The 22,861-nt window shown below is 66.1% G+C and carries 18 protein-coding genes and 2 tRNA genes; 10 read left to right on the top strand and 10 right to left on the bottom strand.

The window, feature by feature from the left end; all coding sequences use genetic code 11:
• Positions 1 to 4 precede the first annotated feature (4 nt).
• The 3 genes from Verru16B_RS04150 to Verru16B_RS04140 are packed head-to-tail and all read right to left on the bottom strand — an operon-like array spanning position 5 to position 3,011.
• Complete coding sequence (locus Verru16B_RS04150; RefSeq protein WP_069961104.1) at positions 5 to 796, bottom strand: ABC transporter ATP-binding protein; 792 nt, start codon at positions 794 to 796, stop codon at positions 5 to 7.
• Positions 793 to 1,551, bottom strand: a complete 759-nt coding sequence (locus tag Verru16B_RS04145; RefSeq protein WP_069961103.1) for an MlaE family ABC transporter permease — start codon at positions 1,549 to 1,551, stop codon at positions 793 to 795. The genes Verru16B_RS04150 and Verru16B_RS04145 overlap by 4 nt, the downstream gene beginning before the upstream one ends.
• Complete coding sequence (locus tag Verru16B_RS04140) at positions 1,548 to 3,011, bottom strand: hypothetical protein (protein WP_069961102.1); 1,464 nt, start codon at positions 3,009 to 3,011, stop codon at positions 1,548 to 1,550. The genes Verru16B_RS04145 and Verru16B_RS04140 overlap by 4 nt, the downstream gene beginning before the upstream one ends.
• Before the next feature lie 195 nt (positions 3,012 to 3,206).
• Here Verru16B_RS04140 and Verru16B_RS04135 point away from each other — a divergent pair, with 195 nt between their 5' ends.
• Complete coding sequence (locus Verru16B_RS04135) at positions 3,207 to 3,776, top strand: RsmD family RNA methyltransferase (protein WP_069961101.1); 570 nt, start codon at positions 3,207 to 3,209, stop codon at positions 3,774 to 3,776.
• Here Verru16B_RS04135 and Verru16B_RS04130 read toward each other — a convergent pair.
• Positions 3,751 to 4,470 (bottom strand): RsmE family RNA methyltransferase, encoded by a 720-nt coding sequence (locus tag Verru16B_RS04130; RefSeq protein WP_237023463.1) that lies wholly within the window; start codon positions 4,468 to 4,470, stop codon positions 3,751 to 3,753. The two genes, Verru16B_RS04135 and Verru16B_RS04130, sit on opposite strands and share 26 nt — an antisense overlap.
• A 43-nt stretch (positions 4,471 to 4,513) precedes the next feature.
• Between Verru16B_RS04130 and Verru16B_RS04125 the strand changes: the two genes are divergently transcribed.
• On the top strand, positions 4,514 to 5,248 hold the full coding sequence (locus tag Verru16B_RS04125) for a response regulator transcription factor (RefSeq protein WP_083270088.1): 735 nt from the start codon (positions 4,514 to 4,516) through the stop codon (positions 5,246 to 5,248).
• Here Verru16B_RS04125 and Verru16B_RS04120 read toward each other — a convergent pair.
• Together Verru16B_RS04120 and Verru16B_RS04115 are read right to left on the bottom strand one after the other, a co-directional pair.
• Positions 5,193 to 9,053, bottom strand: coding sequence for an ATP-binding protein (locus Verru16B_RS04120; RefSeq protein ID WP_069961100.1), 3,861 nt, complete (start codon positions 9,051 to 9,053; stop codon positions 5,193 to 5,195). The two genes, Verru16B_RS04125 and Verru16B_RS04120, sit on opposite strands and share 56 nt — an antisense overlap.
• Before the next feature lie 270 nt (positions 9,054 to 9,323).
• A tRNA-Gly gene (locus tag Verru16B_RS04115) sits at positions 9,324 to 9,397 on the bottom strand.
• A gap of 123 nt (positions 9,398 to 9,520) precedes the next feature.
• Between Verru16B_RS04115 and Verru16B_RS04110 the strand changes: the two genes are divergently transcribed.
• From Verru16B_RS04110 to Verru16B_RS04090, 5 genes are all read left to right on the top strand, one after another.
• Positions 9,521 to 10,663, top strand: coding sequence for a type II secretion system F family protein (locus Verru16B_RS04110; RefSeq protein ID WP_169829273.1), 1,143 nt, complete (start codon positions 9,521 to 9,523; stop codon positions 10,661 to 10,663).
• A 69-nt stretch (positions 10,664 to 10,732) separates the two neighbouring features.
• Positions 10,733 to 11,989, top strand: coding sequence for a sigma-54-dependent transcriptional regulator (locus Verru16B_RS04105; RefSeq protein WP_069961098.1), 1,257 nt, complete (start codon positions 10,733 to 10,735; stop codon positions 11,987 to 11,989).
• 98 nt (positions 11,990 to 12,087) lie between these two features.
• Positions 12,088 to 15,327, top strand: coding sequence for a carbamoyl-phosphate synthase large subunit (gene carB, locus Verru16B_RS04100; protein ID WP_069961097.1), 3,240 nt, complete (start codon positions 12,088 to 12,090; stop codon positions 15,325 to 15,327).
• A gap of 20 nt (positions 15,328 to 15,347) precedes the next feature.
• Positions 15,348 to 16,202 (top strand): formyltetrahydrofolate deformylase, encoded by an 855-nt coding sequence (gene purU, locus Verru16B_RS04095; RefSeq protein ID WP_069961096.1) that lies wholly within the window; start codon positions 15,348 to 15,350, stop codon positions 16,200 to 16,202.
• Between the two features lie 87 nt (positions 16,203 to 16,289).
• Positions 16,290 to 16,946 carry a tetratricopeptide repeat protein gene (locus Verru16B_RS04090; protein WP_069961095.1) on the top strand — a complete coding sequence of 219 codons (657 nt, stop codon included), beginning with the start codon at positions 16,290 to 16,292 and terminating at the stop codon, positions 16,944 to 16,946.
• 202 nt (positions 16,947 to 17,148) lie between these two features.
• Here the strand turns inward: Verru16B_RS04090 and Verru16B_RS04085 are convergent, their stop codons facing one another.
• On the bottom strand, positions 17,149 to 17,820 hold the full coding sequence (locus Verru16B_RS04085; RefSeq protein ID WP_157772194.1) for a hypothetical protein: 672 nt from the start codon (positions 17,818 to 17,820) through the stop codon (positions 17,149 to 17,151).
• A 91-nt stretch (positions 17,821 to 17,911) separates the two neighbouring features.
• A tRNA-Pro gene (locus tag Verru16B_RS04080) sits at positions 17,912 to 17,988 on the bottom strand.
• A gap of 207 nt (positions 17,989 to 18,195) precedes the next feature.
• Between Verru16B_RS04080 and Verru16B_RS04075 the strand changes: the two genes are divergently transcribed.
• The 3 genes from Verru16B_RS04075 (at position 18,196) to Verru16B_RS04065 (ending at position 20,708) form a co-directional block, all read left to right on the top strand.
• The gene (locus Verru16B_RS04075; protein WP_083270087.1) at positions 18,196 to 18,723 is read left to right on the top strand and encodes a LysM peptidoglycan-binding domain-containing protein; all 528 of its coding nucleotides are present in this window, start codon (positions 18,196 to 18,198) and stop codon (positions 18,721 to 18,723) included.
• Between the two features lie 63 nt (positions 18,724 to 18,786).
• Complete coding sequence (locus Verru16B_RS04070) at positions 18,787 to 19,362, top strand: NUDIX hydrolase (protein WP_069961092.1); 576 nt, start codon at positions 18,787 to 18,789, stop codon at positions 19,360 to 19,362.
• Between the two features lie 35 nt (positions 19,363 to 19,397).
• Entirely contained in the window at positions 19,398 to 20,708 is a 1,311-nt protein-coding gene (locus Verru16B_RS04065) for a phenylacetate--CoA ligase family protein (protein ID WP_069961091.1), read from the top strand.
• On the opposite strand, the gene Verru16B_RS04060 is transcribed toward Verru16B_RS04065, so the two are convergent.
• On the bottom strand, positions 20,689 to 21,744 hold the full coding sequence (locus tag Verru16B_RS04060) for a PEP-CTERM sorting domain-containing protein (protein ID WP_069961090.1): 1,056 nt from the start codon (positions 21,742 to 21,744) through the stop codon (positions 20,689 to 20,691). The genes Verru16B_RS04065 and Verru16B_RS04060 overlap by 20 nt on opposite strands.
• Complete coding sequence (locus tag Verru16B_RS04055) at positions 21,744 to 22,856, bottom strand: PEP-CTERM sorting domain-containing protein (protein WP_069961089.1); 1,113 nt, start codon at positions 22,854 to 22,856, stop codon at positions 21,744 to 21,746. The genes Verru16B_RS04060 and Verru16B_RS04055 overlap by 1 nt, the downstream gene beginning before the upstream one ends.
• Between the last annotated feature and the right edge of the window lie 5 nt (positions 22,857 to 22,861).

Genomic DNA, 22,861 nt, shown 5'->3' with positions numbered 1-22,861 from the left:
GCGATTACTCCAGTTGTTTGAAGCGGGGATTCTTGAGGTCGATGACCGGGTTGAGAAAGTTGGCGATGACGGGGTCGGTGGGGTTCTTGAAGTCGGCGGGCGTGCCGACCCCACGGATGCGGCCGTCCATCACAAAGGCGATGCGGTCGGCGATGTTGAATGCCAGATCGCGGTCGTGGGTGACCACGATGCTGGTGACGGCGGTTTGTTCGCGCAGCGTGGCGATGATCTCGGTGAGGGTGGCGGACATCACCGGGTCGAGTTCGGAGGTGGGCTCGTCGTAGAGGAGCAGCTGGGGCTCCATCACGAGGGCGCGGGCGATGGCCACGCGTTTCTTCATGCCGCCGGAGAGGTCGGACGGGAACTTGTTGGCCGCCTTCTCGAGCGAGAGGATGGAGAGGGCGTGCATGACCCGCTCGCGGATGCCGGCCTCGTTGCACTGCCGGTGCTCGCGTGGGTACAGGGCGAGGTTGTCGTAGACCGAGAGCGAGTTGAAGAGCGCGCCGGCCTGGAAGACGAGGGCGAGGTGGACCTTGTTGCGCGTCTCGGGGTCGGCGGCGTCGAACTCGCCGATCGTGACCCCGCCCCGGGTGGCACGCTCAAGGCCGGCGATGTGTTTCAGGATGACGGTTTTGCCGGAGCCGCTGGGCCCCATGATGCAGAAGATCTCGCCGGCCTTGATGTCGAGGCTGACGTCGTGGAGCACGGTGGTGGTGCCGAACTGCTTGGTGAGCCCGCTGACGGTCACGCCGAAGGTCTTGCCGAGAAAAGGGGAGGCGGTGTGGGCGTCGCTCATGAGAAGAGGAGGGCTTTGGTGACGAAGTAGTCGAGCACCAGGATGAGGATGAGGGAGGCGACGACAGCCTTGGTGACGGAGGCGCCGATCTCGCGCGGGCCGCCGCGGGTGTTGAGACCGATGTAGCAGCACACGAGTACGATCACGAAGCCGAAGACCTCGGCCTTGATCAGGCCATCCATGATGTCGGAGGGCTTCATGTAGGCCTTCAGCGCGGTGAAGTAGGCCTCGGAGTCCACGGAGATGAAGTGGGTGTATTCGCAGACAAGTGCGCCGCCGTACCAGCCGCAGAGGTTGGCGATGATGGTGAGCACGGGCATCATGACGACGATGGCGGCGAGGCGGGGCAGGACCAGCATGCGCTCGGGCGGGATGTTCATCGTGGTGAGCGCATCGATCTCCTGGTAGACTTTCATCGAGGCCAGTTCGGCGGTGATGGCGGAGCCGACGCGTCCGGCGATGAGGATCGCGACCATGACCGGGCCCATCTCGCGCGCCATGGTGAGGCCGACCAGGGTGCCGATGAATTGCTTGGCGCCGAAGTTCTCCATGCTGTAGCCGCTCTGGAGCGCCAGCACGCTGCCGATGAAGAAACTGAGGATGGTGACGATGGGCAGGGAGGTGTAGCCGATGACATAACACTGCTCGATGAAGCGCCGGTGTTGGCGGGGCAGGGTGCCGAGGTGTTTTAGCGAACGTCCCAGCAGGAGCAGGGTGCCCCCGAGGTGTTCGAGGAGGGTGGTCGGTAGGCTCATGGTGTCGTGGCTTGGTCAGCCTTGCTAGCGGCGGCGGTGGGAAAATCGAACAGGAAGAGGCGCCAGGTGCGCTCGCCCGGCTTGCGCCGGAGGCCGATCAGGCCGGAGCCGAGGGCGAGGCGCTGCTGGCGGGTATCGGTCTGCACGCTCGCCAGCGGCCCGAGGTGGAACTCGCGGGTGGTGGCGGTGCGCTGCCAGGTGACGGCGTTCCACAGCAGGGCGTGGCGCACGGTGTCGGCGGATTTCCGGTCGTACCGGTAAAGCGCAAAAAGGGGCGTCCAAAGCTGGCGCACGGTGGGGTTGCCGGGGAAGAAGACCTCGAGGGGGCTGAGCGCCTGCACCTGTCGCTGTCCGGCGCCGTTGTCCCATGAGCTGAAGAGCGGCCAGAGGTGGGTCTTGTGGGCGGGGGCGGCGGCCGGGTGGGCGAGGCTCCTTTGTTCGAGCGACCACCAGAGGAAGAAGAGCACCTGGTTTTTCTCCTGCGCCACGCCATCGGCGTCCCAGCGCTGGTGGCGATAGAGCGGCCAGAGGAGCCAGGTCTTGTCGGTGCCCTTGATCACGGAGTGCGTGTAGAGCGGCGCCCAGCGGTTGACCACGCGGTCGTCGCCACGTCCCTGCACGAGGAGGGGCCACAAGTAGCGGCGCTCGTCGTAGCGGTAGGGCGCGGTGCGGTGCGTGTAGCCGAAGAAGGGCCAGGCGTAGTTCTCGCGGATATAGCCCGGTCCGGTGTCGCGGGAATAGAAGGGCAGGAGGCCCAGCTTCACCTCGGGCTCGGGATCGGCGAGGTTCGTGACCGACTTGAAGCCCAGCGGCCAGAGCCAGAAGCGGTGTTCGTAGTCGCCGGCGCGCGCGCTCTGGCCGTAGAGCGGCCAGAACCCGAAACCCGTGTGCCCGTCGCCGGCGATGAACCGCAGGAAGGGCCACGGCGCATGGGTGACCTGCCGGCCGCCCTTCTCGGTTTGCAGGTAGAGCGGGAAGACGACGAACGAGAGGCGGTCCCGCCCGAAGCGCTGCCGGATTTCGCCGACCAGAGGGAAGAGCGCGCGGTAGTTCAGGGCGGGATCGTCGGTCTGACGCGAGAAATAAAACGGCCACACGTCGAAACGATGATCCGGGTGCGCCGCGTCCGTGGTGTCGGCGCGCGTGTTCACCAGCTGGAAGAAGCTGAACGTGCGATAGTCCGCCTGCTGCCGCCAGGTGAAGAACGGGTAGAGAATATTGCCCTCGGTGACCTCCGCCGTGCGCGTGGTCATGTACACCGGACGCAGGCCCTGCTGCTCCTCCCCCGGGCGGGCGCGGGCGAACAACAGGGGACCGAGACCTTCCGCCGTGGCGGTGCCCGTGGTGGGATCGGTGTGCCGAACGAAGAACGGCCACAGGTTCGACTCGTCACCGCGGGCGGGGACGAAGGCGAGCAGCAGGCTGGCGGAAGCCAACCGGATCAGATGACGGGAAAACATGCTTGGTGGACTGGGTAAGGCATTGCCTTTGCGTGGTCGAAAGTCAGTCAGGTCAGGATGACTTTCCACCGCCCGAAAGAGAATACCTCACGCGGGAAGGGCGCAAATGCTATGTTTCAACCGCTTTGGCGGGAAAGTGTTCCACGAAAATCAGGCTTTCGCCTGAATTCATCCCCTTTAGCCTGAATCAGATCCATGCGCATCACCGGAGGACTAGCCCGCGGCATTCCGCTCACCCTGCCCAAGGGTGATGCGGTGCGGCCGGCGACGGATGCGATGCGGCAGGCGGTGTTCTCGAGCCTGGCGGCTCGGGTCGAGGGGGCGCGTTTCCTCGACTTGTTTGCCGGCAGCGGGGCTTACGGGCTGGAGGCCTTGAGCCGCGGTGCCGCCGGCGGGATCTTTGTGGAAAAGGATGCCCGCACGGCCGGTTTCATCCGGCAGAACCTCGCCGCCGTGTGCAAGAGTCTCGGGCGGACGACCGACGGTCTGCAGGTCGTGACGGCCGATGCCACCCTGGTGCAACCCGGCGAACCACCGGATCTGGTGTTCATTGATCCACCTTACGACCTGATCGCCGCGGTCGGACCCAAACTCTTTGCGCGGCTCGACGAGTTGCTGGCCCGGCAGGCGGACCCCTTGGTGATTTTTGAAATGCCCGGCGAACTGGCGCTGGCTCCCGCGGGTTGGACCTGCGTGAAGCGGCTGGGCAAGGGTGCCCGCCAGCCCACCGTGGCGATCTTCAGGGCCAACCGAGCCTTGCCTTGAGCACGGCCACGGCCGCGATGCAGGCCGTCTCGAGGCGCAGGACCCGTTCGCCCAGATGCGCGAACTGAAAACCGTTTTGTCGCAACCACGTGCGCTCCGCGGGCGTCCAGCCGCGCTCCGCGCCGAGCGCGAGCACGACTTCTGTCCCGGTTGGAAAGGGAATATTTCCCAAAGCCTCGGTCGCTTCATAGTTGTCGAGGACGATTCGGGTGACCCCACCGGGCAGCGTGGCGACGGCCTCGGCCAGCGTGTGGCCGTGGCGCACCTCGGGCAGGCGGGTGCAGAAGGCCTGCGCAGCGCCGGTCACGAGCAGCGTTTCCCATTCTCGTGACGTCCAGAGCGTGCTCTGCGCGTAACTGGATTCGCCCCGCTCCAGCCGCACAAAATCCATGGCCGCGACGCCCAGACTGGCACCTTCGCGGAGGATGTCCCGTGCGGTCTGGGGTCGCGGCAGGCCCACAAGTAGTCGGATTGGTGACAACGGTCTGGGTGGTTTTCCCCAGACGAACGACAGCGTGAGGGCGTGCTCGTCCACCGCGACCAACGTGCCTTGTCCGCGCGGACCATTGATCAAACCCGCGTCAAAAATGTCTCCCGGGCGTCGGCGCAAAACTTCCATGATATGACGGGCACGGAAATCGCTACGGGGCAGGGGAAGCTCGACTTCTGAGAGGGAAAAAAGAATTATGTTCACGCGGAGGCCGGCGTGATTTTCAGAAAATCGTGCCGGCCGGCGCATGACCAAACACGTGAAAGCATCCGACACAACACCCGTCAGGGAAGGCCGCGCCGGTGGATTCATCGGTCGCGCGGTGATCGTCGAGGACCAGCGCATGTTCGCGGAATTTCTGCAGTTTCATTGTCGCGACCTGCGGCTGGATGTCCTGCCGCCGGTGGCCGGCTACCAGGCGGGGCTTGAGGTCATCCGCCGGCACAAGCCCGACCTGGTGCTGCTCGATCTCTCGCTGCCCGACGGGGACGGACTCGACCTCGCCCGGCTCGTGATCGACGAGCAGCCGCGCGTGAAGGTCCTCGCCATTTCCTCGCACCATGACCCGTGGACGATGCTGCAGGTGCAGCGCATCGGCATCCATGGTTTTGTGGACAAGAGTGACCAGCGGCCGGACGTGGTGTCCGATGCCGTCCATGCGGTGCTCGCCGGCCGGGTCTATTACACGCAGATCGTGAACCAATCGAGCGCGGCCATCCGTCGCGACCCGAAATCCTTCATCCGCGTGCTGTCGGATTACGAGACGCGCATCCTCGCGATGATCGGCGAGTCGAAAACCGACGAGGAGATCGCCGCGGCCCTGAACATCAGCCCGGCCACGGGGCAGTCGCGCCGGCGCGACATCATGCGCAAGCTCGACATCCATTCCACGCCCAAGCTGATCCATTACGCGATCGTGAACGGCCTCACGCGGGCCGAGCAGCTAGGCCGGCGAAAGCCAGACGAAGGTGCAGCTCGCTGACGAGCACGGGCAGTTCCGCGCATAGCCGGGCCGCCTCGGGCCACCGTTCCTTCGTGGCGGTCTGCTCGATCCGGCGCATGGCCTGCTCCAGCCGGTGCTCATGGATGAAGCTGCATCGGCCGCACAGCAGATGGGCATGGTGGGCGGCATCCCGGGCGTGTTCCCGCTGCACGGCGTCCGTGAGGTTCGCGACCTCGGCCTGCAACTCCGCCAGGTACCGCGCGAGCTCCTCCCCGAAGGCGACCTGTTTTTTGGCCGCCAGCAGGCGGAGGTTGCCGAGACCGTCCGCCGGCGGGGGCGTGCCGGGCGGCGGGGGTGGCTCCGCGATGAGCCCGGCCAGGGTGAGGGTCCGGCGCAGCCGTTCCAAGGTCACGGGTTTGCTGAGGAAAAAATCCATGCCGGCGTCCAGGCACTGCCGCTGTTTCTCGTGGGTGTTGAAGGCCGTGGTGGCGAACACCGCGGCGCGGGCCGAGCCGCCCCGCAGGGCCCGGATGCCGCGGGCCACCTCGGGCCCGCTGCGGCCGGGCAGGTCGTAGTCGAGGAAGATCAAGGCGAACGCCTCGCGATCCGCCAGGGCGAGGGCTTCGTTGCCATCACCGGTGGACCGGGCCTCAAACCCGAGGCGGTCGAGCAGGTCGGTGAGGACAATCCGGTTGTATTCCTGATCATCCACCACGAGTGCCGGCCGGCCCGGTGCGCCCGCGGGCCGGGTGACGGGCCGGTCCACGGCGACCGGCTCGAAGGGAGCGCTGAAGTAGAAGCATGAGCCGCGGCCCGGTTCGCTCTCCACCCAGATCCGTCCGCCCATTTTGTCCGCGTAGCCCTTGCACAGGGCCAGGCCGAGGCCGGTGCCGGGCACGCGGTCACCCCGGGCCGCCGCGCCCCGCTCGAAGCGTTGGAAAAGTTTTTTCTGATCCTCCGCCGCGATGCCGGGGCCTTCGTCGGCGACGGCAAAGATGACCTCCGTCCGTCCGGCGTCGGCCGGCTGGCACCAGATGGTCACCTCAACCTTGCCGCGGCCGGAAAATTTCAAGGCGTTGCCGACGAGGTTCACGAGGATCTGCCGGATGCGGCGCGCATCACCCTGCAGGCGGCGCGGCACGCCGGGCGAAATCGCCATCTCGACCGGGATGCGGTACTTCTCACTGTCGCCCGCGGTCAGCGCCGTGACCGTGTCGACCAGTGCGGGCAGATCGAAGGGCGCCATGTTCAGCTCGATGCCCCCGGCCTGCAGCCGGGAGAAGTCGAGCAGGTCCTCCAGCAGCGAGGACAAATGATCCGCGCAGTCGCGCAGCAGGCCGAACTTGTGCTGGCTCACCGGGTCCAGCAGGGTGGAGGGCAGGGAGTCGGCGAGGCCGATGATGCCGTTCATCGGGTTGCGGATCTCGTGGCTGATGCTGGCGAGAAACTCGTCCTTGGTGGCATTGGCTTTCATCAGGGCGGCCGTCCGCTCCTGCACCTGTGTCTCGAGCCGTTCGTTCTGGGCGAGGATGCGGCGTTCGCGCCACCGGATCGTGAGGGCGAGGGCGAGGGCGAGGGCGAAGGCATAGCCGGCGTAGGCGGCGGGGGAGCGATACCACGGCGGCAGGATGCGGAATGTGAACCCGGCCGGTTCGCTGGTCTGGCCGGCGGCGTTGACCGTGCGGGCCTCGAAGCGGTAGGTGCCTTCGGAGAGATGGGAGAACTCATGGGTGCGCCGGGTGGTGGCCGCGGACCATTCGGATCCGTTCTGGCCCAGGCGGACCTGCACCAGCCACCCCGTGTTGCGGGCGGGGTCGCCGGTGAACACGCGAAAATTCAGCTGGTGCCCGTGAAAGGGGAATTCGTTCACGCGGTCCCCGGCCGGTGCGCCGGAGGCCCGGTCGTCGAGCCGGATGCTGGGCACGGGGGGTGCTTGCTGGGGGCGGACAGCGTCATAGTCGAGGCGCAGCAGGCCTCCACTGCCGCCCACCCAGAGGATCGGCCGGCCGTTTTCCCGGCGCACCATCAGGGCCCGGCCCCCGCCGATGGATTCCAAGGCGGGCACATCCAATTCCTCCCAGGTGGCGCGACCGGCCTCGTCGAGGGTCAGCCGGGCGAGTCCCTGGCTCCACGAGGTGGCACTCGACACGCCCGGGCGCCGGAACGCGACGAGGGCGGTGCGCTGCCCTTCCAGGCTCAGCGAGGTGGTGGGCGCGATGTCGGGCAGGGCGAGGAGGCTGCGCAAATTGGTCCCGTCGGCCTCGGCCCGCAGGACGCGGCCGGAGGTGAACACCAGCAAATCCGAGTCGTTGGCGCTGATGCTGATCTGGCCCCGCAGCGACTGCCCGGTGTCGGGGTCGATGACCGGCGTGGTCTGGCCGGTTGCCGGATTCGTGACGAGGGCCCCAAGTCCCACGGTGCTGGTCCAGATCTGGCCGCGGGTGTCTTCGATCAGGGCCTTGGCAAAATCGGGAATGGTCCCAAACGGGCTTCGGGTGAAAGTACCGTCGTCCCCGGGGTGCAGCCGGACCAGGGCGTCCCCCTCCGAGAGCACGTAGCTGCCGCGGGGCTGGCGGGACGGCATGATGTGGTAGACACCCTTGGCTTCGAGGGGATAGAGCGGTCGGATTGTGGGGCCGGAGAAAAAATCGATCCCGCCATGCCGGCCCAGCAGGAGGCCGTCGCCGTGGATCCGGAGGGTGGTATAGGTCTTGGTGAGCCGGGGCTCCCGGACAAACCGGGCCGGGAGCACACCGCCCGGCGTGAGGCGATGCGTGCCGGCGGTCGTGATAACGTAGAACTGGTCCGCGTGCTGATCCAAGTCCAGGATCCCGCCCTCCAGGCCGTTGCGCGCGTGAAACACGGTGACCTGCCCCGAGGGATCCAGCCGGAACACCCCATCCTGGCTGGCACACCACAGCAAACCGTCAGGCCGCACCCACATTGACAGGACCACGCCGATGGCAGGATGGTCCCGGTGGTCGAGGGTCCGCTGGATCCGGCCTTCGGCGGAGAGGATCATCAATCCCCCATTGACCGTGCTGATGACATGCCGGCCATCCGGGAGCAGCGCGTAGCCGGCCAGACGATTGTCCATCACGAAGCGGTTGGCTTCGTCCGAGAAAATGCGGCGAGACCCCTCCTGCGCGAGGTAGAATCCAGCGCTGCTCACCAGCACCAGGCCCTGGGGGGAGTCATACAGGCCGAGGATGCCGGAGTCGGGCAGGCGGGCGCGGTCGTATTCCAGCTGCGGGCCCGACTCCGTGAGCCGGTAGAGGCCGGATTCGCGATGATGGAGCCATGCCTCCTGCCCCCGTTGCAGGGGGAAAAGCCGGCTGGTCCCGGGAAAGGCTGAAATGTGGAACGCGGTGCCGTCCCAGCGGTAGAGTTTGTTCCGGCCGATGAAATACACCTGCGAGCCGACGAGGCCCAGGCCCCAGAGGTCCCCGATCTGCCGCTCATTTTCCGGGAGCTGGTCGAGCAGGGAGTGGTACTGGAAATGGCCGACGGTCGGCTCGGTGAAATAACCGAGCTCATTGATGGCGCCGACCCAGATCCGGCCGTCGCGGCCAAATTTGAAAACACGCACCACCGCATCGTTGCCGGCAGGATGGGTCTGCCAGGCCGAGCCATCATGCACGTGCAGCCCGATGGAGCCGACCAGCAGCCGGCCCAAGGGGTCCTCGGCGATGCACAGGGCCGAGGCATCCGTGCCCATGCTGCGGGCGGAATGTTGTTCCAGCCATGGCATGCCCACGGTCGGGTCCAGCCATGAACCGGAGGCCGGACCCCAACCCAGGGTCAGGCAGGCGCAGGCGAAGAGGAAGGGAGGAGGGGCCCGCATGGCTTACGGCGTTAGGGCTGAAGTACCAGCGCGCCCGCCATCAGGCAACGGACAATCACCGCCGTTTGCAGGTTAGGACAGAGGTTGGGAGAATTGCCCGCCGGCCCCGAATCCAGGTCTTTGGCCGATCTGATTTTTAGGTCGGGCTTGTCATCCCCCGGGGGCGGGGACCACGGGGGTGGACTTCGGGCCGGCGAGGAAAGCCGCGCTGGTAAATCCGGGATAAAACCTGCCGCGCGCCGGGGCGAGGGGCGGGCACCTTCAGCAGGGTGGAGCGGCTAGTCGGAATCGAACCGACGACACCTGCTTGGAAGGCAGAGGTTTTACCATTAAACTATAGCCGCAAAGTCCGGCGAAAGGCTGGCCCGGGCCCGGGCCCGTTCAAGCTTTTGTTCGGTCGGGGACGTGCAGGGGGTGCCCATAATGGGATTGCCGGTTTCCGCCGAATGCCTTTACGTCCGCGCAACATGGCGACACCTGCAAACACGGCTAAATCCCAATCGAACGTCCGGGCCGCGCAAGCACTGGCCAAACAGAAGGCGCTCGAGAAGAAAGCCAAGACCTACAAGCTCGACCTGGCCGAGCTTTCCATCTTTACCAGCCAGCTCGCCTCCCTCCTCCAGGCCGGTCTGCCCCTCGTCTCCTGTCTCGAGGCCCTGCAGGACCAGACCGAGGATCAGGTTTTCCGGATCGTCATCCGCGATGTGCGCAACGACATCTCCACCGGCACCTCGTTCTCCGGCGCCGTGAAGAAATTCCCCAAGGCCTTCCCCAACCTGTTCATCTCGATGGTCGAGGCCGGTGAAGCGTCCGGCGGCCTGGCCGAGATCCTGGGCAAGGTCGCCGGGTATTTCGAGTCCACGGTCAAGCTGACCAAGAAGGTCAAGTCCGCCATGACCTACCCGATCGCGGTCATCGGCCTGGCCGTCGCCCTGGTCAACGTGCTGCTCATCTTCGTCATCCCTGTGTTCGCGGCCATGTTCGCCGACTTCGGCGCCAAGCTGCCCGCCCCGACCCAGATGCTGATCGACCTCTCCGACTTCATGAAGGCCTGGTGGTGGGCGCTCGGTCTCGGCGCCTACGGCATCTATTTCTCGGTCGGCAAATATGTCTCCACCCCCAACGGCCGCCGCCAAAAGGACCAGTTCCTCGTGCGCGCGCCAATCTTCGGCAACCTTGTGCACAAGATCGCCCTCTCCCGCTTCTGCCGCACCTACGCCACCCTGATGCGGTCCGGCGTGCCGATCCTGCGCACCCTCGAGATCGTCTCCTCCGCCAGCGGCAAGGTCCAGGTTGAGGACGCCTGCAGCGAGATCGCCAAGCACGTCAGCCAGGGTGGCCAGGTCTCCGACGTCATGGCCGCCAACGCCTTTTTCCCGCCGATGATGAAGCACATGGTGAAGGCCGGTGAGACCACCGGCAATGTCGACGGCATGATGAACAAGATCGCCGATTTCTACGACACCGAGATCGACGCCACCGTCGCCGCCCTCACCTCGCTGATCGAGCCCCTGCTCATCGTGTTCCTCGGCGTCGTGGTCGGCGGCATCGTCATGGCGATGTTCCTGCCGATCTTCCAGCTCGGTGCGGTCGCCGGCGGCCTGCAATAATCCCCCGCCTCCCGCTGATGTCACTTGCCTGCCGGCCATCCGGCCGGCAACGTGCCGCCCTGCTTATTCATGGCCTCCATCCTCATAGTTGATGACCTGATCTCGATCCACGAGATGCTGGAGGCCGTCATCCAGCCGACGGGCCACAAGACCGCCTTTGCCACCGACGGCGAGAAAGCCCTCGTCCGCTACAAGGCCGAGAAATACGACCTGGTGCTCTGCGACATCGACATGAAGCCGATGGACGGCATCACGCTGCTGAAACAGCTGAAGATCTACGACCCCGGCGCCGTGGTCGTGATCATGACCGCCTACGCCAGCACCGAGAGCGCGATCCAGGCCCTCAAGTACGGCGCCTTCGACTATCTCCAGAAGCCCTTCAAGGTCGACGAGCTCATGCAGGCGCTCAAACGCAGCCTGGAGTTCAAACGCATTATCACCGAGCGCGACAGCCTGGGCGCGACCCCGGCGGTCAAGACCGGTGACTTCGAGGCCCGGCTCGTCGGCGGCAGCCCCAAGATCAAGCGCCTGATCACCCAGCTCAAGAAGCTCGCCACCGCCCACACCCCGATCCTGGTCTCCGGCGAGACCGGCACCGGCCACGAGATCGCCGCCGAGCTCCTCCACGCCGCGCAGTACGCCGCCGAGGCGCCGCTCGTGCGGATCGACTGCCGGCTGAGCTCTGCTGCCAGCATGCGCACCGGCCTGTTGGGCGAGAACGGCGCCGGCGGCACCTGGGTCCAGCAGGCCCGCGGCGGCACGCTGTTTCTCACCCACCTGCAATGCCTGCCCCCGGAGGCCCAGGCCGAGTTCATCTCTGTCCTGCGCAACAACGCCCACGCCTTCCGGCTGGTCTGCGCCACCGAGGAGGACCTCGAGAAGCTGGCCGAGTCGGGCGGCTTCAACGAGGAGCTATTTTACCGCGTGGCCGCCCTCCCGGTCGAAATGCCTTCCCTCCGCGAGCGCACCGAGGACATCCCCGCCCTGCTGAAGAGCGTCGCGGCCAAGATCTCCAATCCCCAGTTCGACGCCCGCCAGGTGGAGTTCACCGAGGATGCCCTCGCCACCCTGCGGGCCTACCACTGGCCGGGCAACCTCGACGAGTTCACCCAGGTCATCTCGCAGCTGATCACCACGACGGAAACCCGGGTGATCACCTCCGCCCAGCTGCCGTTGCGGGTCCAGGACATGAAACAGTGGCCCAGCCTGGCCGATTACCTCGCCGGTCAGGAAAAGCAGTACATCGCCCGGGTGCTGAACGCCTGCCAGGGGGATAAAGCCCGCGCGGCCAAGGCCCTCGGCATCGATCCCCTCCGCTTCGGCTGAGGGGCCGGCCGGGGTTTTTCGGGGGCGCGCGTGTCACCCCCAGCTTTACCGCTTGCCCCGTCCTAGGGGGGTGGCAAACCTCGCGGGCGCTCACGCCCATGCCCAAACGCACAGACCTCGAGTCCATCCTGATCATCGGCGCCGGCCCCATTGTCATCGGCCAGGCCTGCGAATTTGACTACTCCGGCACCCAGGCCTGCAAGGCCCTGCGCGAGGAGGGTTACCGTGTCATCCTCGTCAACTCCAACCCGGCCACGATCATGACCGATCCGGAGTTCGCCGACGCGACCTACATCGAGCCGCTCACCCTCGATATCCTCGAGAAGATCATCATCAAGGAGCGCCCGTCCGCGCTCCTACCCACGCTCGGCGGCCAGACCGCCCTCAACCTCTCGATGGAGCTGCACCACGCCGGCATCCTCGAGAAATACAAGGTCGAGATGATCGGCGCCAAGCCCGAGGCCATCAAGAAGGGCGAGGACCGCGAACTCTTCAAGCAGTGCATGCTGCGCATCGGCCTCGACGTGGCGAAGTCGCGCACGGTCCACACCCTGGACGAGGCGCGCGCCGCCGCGGATTTCATCGGCACCATGCCGCTCATCATCCGCCCGAGCTTCACCCTCGGCGGCTCCGGCGGCGGCATCGCCTACAACCGCGAGGAATTCGAGCAGATCGTGAACAACGGCCTCGAGATCTCCCCCGTGCACGAGGTCCTTGTCGAGGAATGTCTCCTCGGCTGGAAGGAATACGAGATGGAGGTCATGCGCGACCACAAGGACCAGTGCGTCGTCATCTGCTCCATCGAGAACTTCGACCCCATGGGCGTGCACACCGGCGACTCGATCACGGTCGCCCCGGCGATGACGCTCACCGACAAGGAATTCCAGGTGATGCGCGACGCCTCCTTCGCCGTCATCCGCGAGATCGGCGTCGCCACCGGCGGCTCCAACATCCAGTTCTCCATCGATCCTAAGACCGGCCGCCAGGTCGTGATCGAGATGAACCCGCGCGTGTCGCGCTCCTCCGCGCTGGCCTCGAAGGCCACGGGCTTCCCCATCGCCAAGATCGCGGCCAAGCTCGCCATCGGCTACACCCTCGACGAGCTGCGCAACGACATCACGCGCCTCACCCCCGCCAGCTTCGAGCCGACGATCGACTACGTCGTCACCAAGATCCCCCGCTTCACCTTCGAGAAGTTCCCCGGCGCCAACACCACGCTCACCTCGGCGATGAAGTCCGTGGGCGAGGCCATGGCCATCGGCCGCACCTTCAAGGAATCCTTCCAGAAGTGCCTGCGCTCGCTCGAGACCGGCGCCCGCGGCTTTGGCGGCGGCGGCAAGTGGGGCGGCGACGACCTGCCCGACGAGGCCACCATCCGCCAGAAGCTCGGCACCCCGAACGCCGAGCGCGTCTATTACATCCGCTGGGCCTTCAAGCTCGGGCTGACGGTCGAGGACATCTTCGAGCTCTCCAAGATCGACCCGTGGTTCCTGCACCAGCTGCGGGAGATCCATGAGATGGAGGAGGCCGTCCGCGCGCACACCCTCGCCAGCCTGCCCTCGGCCCTGCTGCGTCGCGCCAAGCAGTTCGGTTTCGCCGACGCCCAGCTCGCGCACCTGCTCCGCACCGATTTCGACACGATGCGCGCGCACCGCAAGACGGCCGGCGTCCACACCACCTTCCGGCTCGTCGACACCTGTGCGGCCGAGTTCGAGGCCTTCACGCCGTATTATTACTCCAGCTACGGCGACGAGAATGAGATCATCCCCTCGAAGAAGAAAAAGATCATGATCATTGGCGGTGGACCGAACCGCATCGGCCAGGGCATCGAGTTCGACTACTGCTGCGTGCACGCGTCGTTCGCCCTGCGCGAGGCCGGCTTCGAGACGGTGATGATCAACTCGAACCCCGAGACGGTCTCCACCGACTACGACACCTCGGACCGCCTGTATTTCGAACCGCTCACGCTCGAGGACGTGCTCGAGGTCTACGAGCAGGAGGGCTGCAGCGGCGCCATCGCGCAGTTCGGCGGCCAGACTCCGCTCAACCTCGCGAGCGCCCTGAAGGCCCGCGGCGTGAACATCATCGGCACGACCCCCGAGAGCATCGACACCGCCGAGGACCGCAAACTTTTCGCCGCCGTGCTCGACCGCGTCGGGCTGAAGTCCCCGGCCAACCGCATCGCCATGTCCGAGGCCGAGGCGCTCACCAGCGCCGCCGAGCTCGGTTACCCGGTGCTGGTGCGTCCGTCCTTCGTGCTTGGCGGCCGCGGCATGTTCATCCTGTACAGCGAGGCGGAGTTGAAGGATGTGGTCCGCCAGGTCTTCGACGTGATGCCGGGCAAGCCCGTGCTGATCGACAAGTTCCTCGAGGATGCCATCGAAGTCGATGTGGACTGCATCAGCGACGGCGAGACGACCCTCGTCGGCGGCATGCTCGAGCACATCGAGTACGCCGGCGTGCATTCCGGCGACGCCGCGATGGTGATGCCCCCGCACACCCTGCCCAAGGAGATGATGACAACCATCCGCTCCGCGACCTACGCCCTGGCCAAGGCCCTGCAGGTGGTCGGCCTGATGAACGTCCAGTTCGCCGTCAAGGACGGCCAGCTCTACGTGCTCGAGGTCAACCCCCGGGCCTCGCGCACCGTCCCCTTCGTGGCCAAGGCCATTGGCGTGCCGCTGGCCAAGCTCGCCGCCCGAGTGATGGCCGGCGCCAAGCTCAAGGACCTCGGCTTCACCAAGGAAATCCAGCCCAAGCATTGGTGCGTGAAGGAGGCCGTGTTCCCCTTCAACCGTTTCCCCGGCGCCGCGATCATGCTCAGCCCCGAGATGCGCTCCACCGGCGAAGTCATGGGCCTCGACGACGACCTCGGCATCGCCTTTGCGAAGACCCAGATGGCGGCCAAGCCCGGCCTGCCGCTCACCGGCAAGGTGTTCTTCAGCGTGAAGGATTCCGACAAGCCGCACGCCGTGGACCTCGCCCGCGAGTTCATCGCGCTAGGCTTCACCCTCTGCTCCACCAGCGGCACCTGGAAGCTCCTCCGCGACAACGGTGTCGAGGTGCAGCACGTGAACAAGCTCCTCGAGGGCCGGCCGAACTGCATCGACATGATCAAGAACGGCGAGATTCACCTCGTGATCAACACGCCCCGCGGGATGATCCCGCGCCACGACGAGAACGCCATCCGCGCGGCCGCCTGGGCCAACAACGTCTGCATCATGACCTCGCTCACCGGCGTGCGCGCCTCGATCAATGGCATCAAGGCCATGCGGGCCAAGCGCGTCGACGTGCGCCCCCTGCAGGAATACCGCGGCAACGTGGTCGAGGTCACCTGACCGCCGCGCCCGTTCCGCCCATGCCCACACCCGCCACCCTGGTCGCCCTGCTGCACGGACCGGACCAGCCCGGCCTGGTGGCGAAGACGTCAGGTTGGATCTACGCGCGGCAGGGCAACATCCTGCACGCCGACCAGCACCGGGACATGGAGGCGGGGGAATTTTTCCAGCGCATCGAGTGGGTCCCCGCCGGGACCGGGGCGACGCAGGAAGCGGCGGAGTTGCGCGCGCACGCCGCCGCGCTCGGGATGACGGCACGGGTGGCGCTGTCCACGCACCGGCCGAAGGGCGCGCTCTTCGTCTCGAAGGAAGACCACTGTTTTCACGACCTCGCGCTGCGCTGGAAGGCGGGGGAGTACGCCGGCGATTTCGCCTGTGTGATCTCCAACCACCCGGACCTCGGCGAGGCGGCGCGGCATTACGGCCTGCCGTTTCACCACGTGCCGGTGACACCCGCCACCAAGGCCGAGGCCGAGGCCCGCCAGCGCGCGATCCTGCGCGAGGCAGGCACGGAGTTTGTCGTGCTCGCCCGCTACATGCAGGTGCTGTCGGCCGATTTTCTGCGCGAGTGCGGCCAGCCCGTCATCAACATCCATCACTCCTTTCTGCCGGCTTTTGCGGGTGGCAAGCCGTACCACCAGGCGCACCAACGCGGGGTGAAACTCATCGGGGCCACCGCCCATTATGCGACCGCGGTGCTCGATGACGGCCCGATTATCCAGCAGGATGTCGTCCGCGTGACCCACCGCCACGGGGTCGAGGACCTGGTGCGCAAGGGCCGGGACTTGGAGAAACTCGTGCTGGCTCAGGCTTTGCGCTGGCACCTGGAGAACCGCATCCTCGTGTACGGCAACAAGACGGTCGTTTTTGACTGAGGTGGGACCGGCCGGGTCGGTCGGGCGGAGGGCCCCCTGCCTTTTTCCTTGAGGCGCCGCGGCTGGTTTCGCAGTCTGCCCGGCTCCATGACTATTCCCCCGCCCGCCGGAAACCAGACCCCAGAACAGCCTGTCGCGATCCAGCCCGGGTTTGAAGAGGCCGCCCAGGTCTTCTGGGACAAGAATCGCCGCCTGATCCTCATGGTCTGCGCCGCCGCGCTGCTGGTCGTCATCGGCCGCGAGGGCTGGAGCTACTACGCTGCGGAACAGGAGAAGGGCGTGCAGGCGGAATTTGCCCGTGCGGCCGACCGCCCCGAGCAGCTGGCCACCTTTGCCCAGGCCCACTCGAGCCATGCCCTGGCCGGCATCGCCTGGCTGCGAATTGCCGACCAGCGCTACGCCGCCGCCGATTACCGCGGGGCCCTCGAGAATTACACCAAGTCCGTCGCCGGCCTGAAAAACCCCGCCTTGCTCGCCCGGGCCCGCCTCGGCGTCGCGATGAGCCAGTTGTTCAGCGGTGATTCGGCCGCCGCCACCACCTCGCTCAAGGCGATCTCGGCGGACGCCGCACTCTCCAAGTCGGCCCGCGCCGAGGCCACCTACCACCTGACGTCCCTGGCCGTGGAGGCCGGCAATCAGGCTGAGGTGGAGCGGCTCGTCGCCGAGATCGGCAAGATCGATCCCGCCGGCATCTGGTCGCAGCGCGCGACCAGCCTGATGGCGCGCAAACCGGTCGGGTTGTAATCGCCTCCCGCCTCAACCTCCACGGCCCGCCTCCCGGCGGGCCTTTTTTATGCCCATGGGGTCCCCGATACCCAGGCGCAGGCTCAGTTAGGTCGGAAAGGAACAGCCTGCCAGCAGGCTCATGCAAAGGGCGATAGGATTGGCTGCCAGGTTGGGTTTCAGCAAACGCCACGGGGTTTGGCCCGTTGAGACTTATTCAAGATCAAGGCCATCGTGACCGGGCCGGTCCCGGTCGCCGCCGGTACCAGTGGCGGTAAAGCAGGGCGACCAGACTGAGGAATACCGCATAGGTGGCTGGCTCGGGAATCGCGGTGCCGGTGAACGAAATGTTGTCGAGGCGGAAGGTGCCGCTGGCGGCGGCCGGGTTGCCATCGATCCGGGTCGAGGAGGTCGCGATCAACCTGAGGACGATGGAGGCATTGTTGTCGGCGCCGGCGCCCAGCTCCAGCCCCGGGATGGTGGTACTGTCCACGGCGCTGTTTGCCGCCAGCGTGAAGGTGGCCGCCTCAGCAAACGGGCCGTCCAGCCCCGCGAGACTGGTGGCAATTCTCCAGTTCAGCGGGGCCGTGCCACTGCCATTCGCCCGGAACGGATTCAGCACGAGGTTACCGTAGCCGGTCGCATTGAGGGTGAATTGGTAATATTCCGAGACTTGAAAATTACCCACGCTCAGGGCCTGTCCCTGGCTGGAAAATGGACTGGCGTATCCCGTCAACCCGCCGGAATTCCAAGTCACGGTGGAAAGGGACGAGCCCACCACCGGGATCGTGGTGCCCTCGAAGGTGTAGCTGACGAGGGTGGTCTGGGCCATCACCGACAAAGGCAGCCCGGCCAGCAGGCGGAGGAGGGACCATTGGGTTGGCAGGCTCGGCATGGCGTGCGGTTGACGGCGGCAGGCTACCACCGTGACCTCCTCCGACCGTGAGTGAAAACCGCCCATTTTCAGGCGATTCACCCATCAAAAATGGTCGGGGCGATAGGATTCGAACCTACGACCTCCTGGTCCCAAACCAGGCGCTCTACCAGACTAAGCTACACCCCGATGACAGCACGGATGGGAGGGGGGGAGGGGCCCCCTGTCAATGGCGGGGATTCGTGCCCCCCGGCGGGGCTGGATGGGTTTCATTACTGTATGGCCGGGCGGCATATCCGCACCGACCTAACCGCAAGGATCAGGGCTTTTGCGCATAAAAGCTTCTTGCTTCACCCTGCAGCCCGCCCTAAACACGAATCCTCAACCTAACTAAAAATGGATACTCTTTCCCGTGACAGCAGCAGCTCCAGCAATGTTTTGCCCCTGGTGGGTGTGATTGCCGGTGCCCTTGGCCTGATCCTTGCGATCGTCGCCTTGGTCAAACTTTCCACGCTCCAAAAGACCGTGGCCGCGCATGACCTGGAGATCCCGAAGATCGTCACGATCGAGGGCGACCTGCGGGCCGCGACCGCCAAGTCCGAGACCGATCTCCGCGGCCTGCGCGAAGGGGTGCAGAACGCCCTGACCCAGGTCGGCACCGAGATCGGCACGCTGCGCGCCCAGATCACCAAGGTGGAGGAAGCCCAGAAAGCCAAGGCCGCGGCTCCCGCGGGCAAGGGCGGCGCCGCTGCCCCCACCGGCGTGTTGAACGCCGACGGCACCTACACGATCGGCTCCGGCGACACCTTCGCCAAGATCGCCCGCAAGTTCGCGGTGAAGATGGATGCCATCGAGGCGGAGAACCCCGGCCTTGACCCGACCAAGCTGCGCGTCGGCCAGAAGATCCGCATTCCCAAGAAGTAAATTTCCGGAATCCCCTTTCCCCGTGCCTCCCAGACCTCGTGTCGCGGAGGCATTTTTTTCGCCATGAATCATCCCGGTCCCCCGCGGCGCTGGCAGAAACTGCGCGAAGAGCCGCATAGCACGACACGGATTTTCGACGTCGTGAGCGCGATCTTCCGGCATCCGGCGCGGGAGAAGGAGCAGGACTTCATCGTCATCAAGCCGCCGGACTGGGTGAATGTCGTCGCGCTCACGCCCGCGGGTGAGCTCGTGCTGGTCCGGCAGTTCCGCTACGGCATCAATGATTTTTCCCTCGAGATCCCGGGCGGCGTGATGGATCCCGGCGAGGATCCCGTGACGGCCGGCGTGCGCGAGTTGCGGGAGGAGTCGGGTTACGTCGGCGCGCGGGCGCGGCTGCTCGGCGCCGTCCACCCCAATCCCGCGATGCAGAGCAACCGCTGTCACCTCGTGCTCGTGGAGGAGGCCCGGCGCGTGGCCGACCTTGACTGGGACCCCGACGAGGAATTTGAAATCCTGACCCGGCCGGTGGCGGAGGTGTTCGCGCTCGCCGCCGCGGGCGGCATCACGCACGCGATGGTGCTGAACGCCTTGCTGCTGTTCCAGCCCCACTGGGCGCGATGGCGGCCGGAGGTCGTTTGACTAACCCCCGGCCCGGGCTTCACTCCCCGCTTCTGATGGAAACTGCCACCCTCGCTCCCGCCTTCGCCAATGCCTGCCTCCCACCCGAGGCCGGCGCGGTGCCGGCGGTCCTGGAACAGGAGATCCGCGCGATTTATCGCCGCAGCCCGCTTTATCCCGCGCGCTTCGCCCTCCACTCCGAACCGCTGCAGTGGTCCTGTTACCGCGAGATTCCCCTGCTGACGAAACAGGAGATCGTGCAGCACGGCCACACCGCCTTTTTCGCGGACTACGCCGAGATCGAACGCGGATTCGCCCAGAAGAAATTCGAATACGAGCACACTTCCGGCACGACGAGCGGCCCGATGACGGTGGTCATGGAGGACGGCTGGTGGAATGCCCAGACCCGCCGCGCCTACCTCGCGCATCCGCGGCTGGCGCGCTACGTGGACCGGCCCTACCGCAAGTGCGTGCTCGCGCCGGTCGGTTGCTCGAGCAACCTCTGCCCGTACGAGGATCACCCGTTTCCCCACCGCTATTTTGACGGGACGGTGTACCTGAATCTCTCCAGCGATCCCTTTGCCTTTCCCGAGGCGGAGTGGGACCGCATCACGCTCGAGCTGCAGGCGGTGCAGCCGCAGGTCATCGAGGGGGAGCCCGTTTACCTCTCCCTGCTCGCCCGGGCCCTCGCGCGCCGGCGGATCACGGTGCCGAGCGTCGAGACCGTCATCCTCACCTACGGCAAGGCCAGCCGGCAGCACGGCCGGCGGATCGCCGCGGCTTTCCCGGGAGCGGAGCAGGTGGATCTCTATGGCTCGACCGAGGCGGGCTACCTGTTCGTCGGCGACGCCTTTGGCGACAACCTGCGCGTGGTCGAGGACAATGCCTTCATCGAGCTCACGCCGTGGTGCCCTGCGACGGTTTCGACCGGCTCGCCGCAGGCAGCCTCAGGGTCGGCGAACGGCGAAGAAGATGTTTTCCAGATCAATGTCACGACGCGCGGGCGCGAGGCCATGCCGCTGCTGCGTTACTTCACCGGCGACATCGTGCGCCGCACGTCCCGGGGCTACCGGATCCTCGGGCGCGAGAAGGATCTCCATTTGCGCGCGGATGGGACGGTCGTTTCGGCCCACGAGATCGATGTGGTCCTGCCCGACAGCTTCGCCTGCTGGCATTGGAGCCTGGTGCAGGTCTCCGAGCAGCGCTGGGAATTTCAGTATGTGGCCGACGAAGTCGCCGCCGAATCGGTGGCCGAGGCCCTGGCCGGCGCCCTGGGGGCGGGGACGCGCGTGGCGTTGTTCCGCCGCAAGTTTATCCAGCCGGCAGCCAGCGGGAAGTTCGCGCTGATCAAGCCGCTCGCGCGGTGAGGCTGCGGCGCCAGCGGCGCCACCCGAAAAACGCCGCACTCAGACCGAGCAACAACGCCCCGTAAGTCGAGGGCTCGGGCACGCGCCGGTTGTAGAGCACGCCGTTGACCGCCGAGAGGTCGATGCCGCCCGTGCCGGACTGACCGGTGGTGTTGGTGGCGTAATACGTGGTGTTGTTCCAATCCACGAGGTTGGCCATGTTGCCGCCATTCGTGACGTCGTAGCCCATGAGGGAATAGCCGTAGATCGTGGTGCCGGCGGCCAGGCCCAGGTCGGAGAGCGAGACGGCGACGCCGCCGATGCCCTGGCTGCCAGTCTCGGTGTTGTTGTCCCAGTAGGTGCCCGCGCCCATGGCGTCGCCGCTGTCGTAGCGAAAGAGGTTGTAGCCGAAATCGCCGATTGGGTTGGTGGAGCCGTAGTCGGCGGTGTCGACGCTCACCAAGGTGCCGCCGTAGGCCGTCGGGCGGTTATTGACGGAATCCCAGCCCGTGATCACCGCGATCTTCACGTAGTCGTGCTGGTTGACGGCTCCGCGGTCGAAGATGGCGAAGGCCGTGTCGAGGGAGGCGCTGATGCCGGTGCTGCTCAGGAGGAAATCGATGCGCTCGATGTTGCCGCCGGCCACCCCGGCGTCGTTCGAGAAGGTGTTGTCGGAGCCGCGGAGGATGTTGTTGCCGAGGAGCAGGTCCGCATAGGTGGTGGCGTAGGGCGAGCTGAAGCGGCCCGCCTGCGTGCCCTGGTCATACCACACCGAGGAATTGTTGCCGTTGCCCGCCGTGGTGTTGCGCCGGATGAAGGCGGAGCCGGCCACCGTGTTCGCATCGTAGATGTTGGCCGCCGCGTCGTAGAATGTGGTGATGCGCGTGGTGGTCCGTTCGAACACCGTGCCGTTGATGGTCTGGTTCGACTGGTCGGTCGTGGCCGTGTTCACCAGGTTGATCGCGATCTGGGCCGGCGCGCGCGCGGCCAGGGCCAACGCCACGGCTCCGAGCAGGTGGCGGATGAACTGCGGGGCGGTGGATCGGGCGAGGCGCATCAGGAGGGCTGCGGGTGGTGACGCCCAATCAGCCGGCGCACGCCGACCCACGCAAGCCCGAGTGCCACGAGGATGGCGCCGTAGGTCGAGGGTTCGGGCACGGGCCGGGAAATCTGGGCGCCAAAGCCCATGAAATCCATGTTGCCGTAGCCCGCCGGGTCGGTGTTGGTCGGGTAGTAGGTTGCGTCGTTCCAGTTGACGAGGCTCGCGGCCGTGGTGGGAGCGGTGTCGCCCGCCAGGAGGGAATACCCTTGGATGGTTGTGCCGGCGGTGATGCCCAGATCGGCAAAACGGATCAGGATGCCCACGAGCTGCAGTTCACCCACGGAAGTGATGCCGGACGCGGTGCCGGCCAGGCTGTCGCCGTTGGTGAAGGTGGCGCGGCGGTAGTTGCCGGAAGCCCCGCCCTGCGGATTGTTCACCGGGCCGCCGAAGGAATCGGGGGCCACCAGCAGGCCGGTGTTGGCGTAGGCGGTGGGGGCGTTGCTGAACCCGTTCACGGTCCCGACGCTGGTGTAGGCCGCTATGCGGAAGCCATCGCCGAAGCTGCCGAGATTCTCGACATCGAAGAACACCAGGGCGTCGTCGGCCTGCACCGTGTAGCCGCCGGCGAAATTGAAATCGATGCGCTCAATGTTGCTGTTGGTGCTGGTGCCGGCGCCGTTGCCAAAGGGATTGCGCAACCCGCCGTACAGATTGCCGTCGAGAAACAGCTGCTCGAGGCTGGACTCATACTCGCCATAATGCCGGTTCGAGCCGTCGTGCTGATAGATGATCGTCGAATTGTTCGGATTGTCGGCGGCCTGGTTGGCGGTGCCGTTGCCGTTCGAGTCCGTGTTGCGGCGGAAAAAGACGTTGTCGGCCAAGGGCCCGTCGAAGCGATAGGAGCCCAGCCCGGTGACCACCGTGCTTACCTCCCGGTCGCGATTCAGATAGGTGATGCCCCCGGAGCTCGTGTTGGCGTTGTCCACCAGCGCGTCGTAGGTGATGCCGGTGACCGCGACCTGAGCGGACAAATTAACCGCTTGAAAAAGCCCCGCCAATACGACGGTCTGCCAGCGGGAGGGCAGGAGCCGGGCGCGATTGGGTTTGCGGGATGAGCCAGTCTTCATCTAGG

Source organism: Lacunisphaera limnophila (assembly GCF_001746835.1).
In the GTDB taxonomy this organism is placed as follows: domain Bacteria; phylum Verrucomicrobiota; class Verrucomicrobiia; order Opitutales; family Opitutaceae; genus Lacunisphaera; species Lacunisphaera limnophila.
Note: the sequence above shows the minus strand (reverse complement) of the source record. Positions and strands in the feature narration are given on the sequence as shown.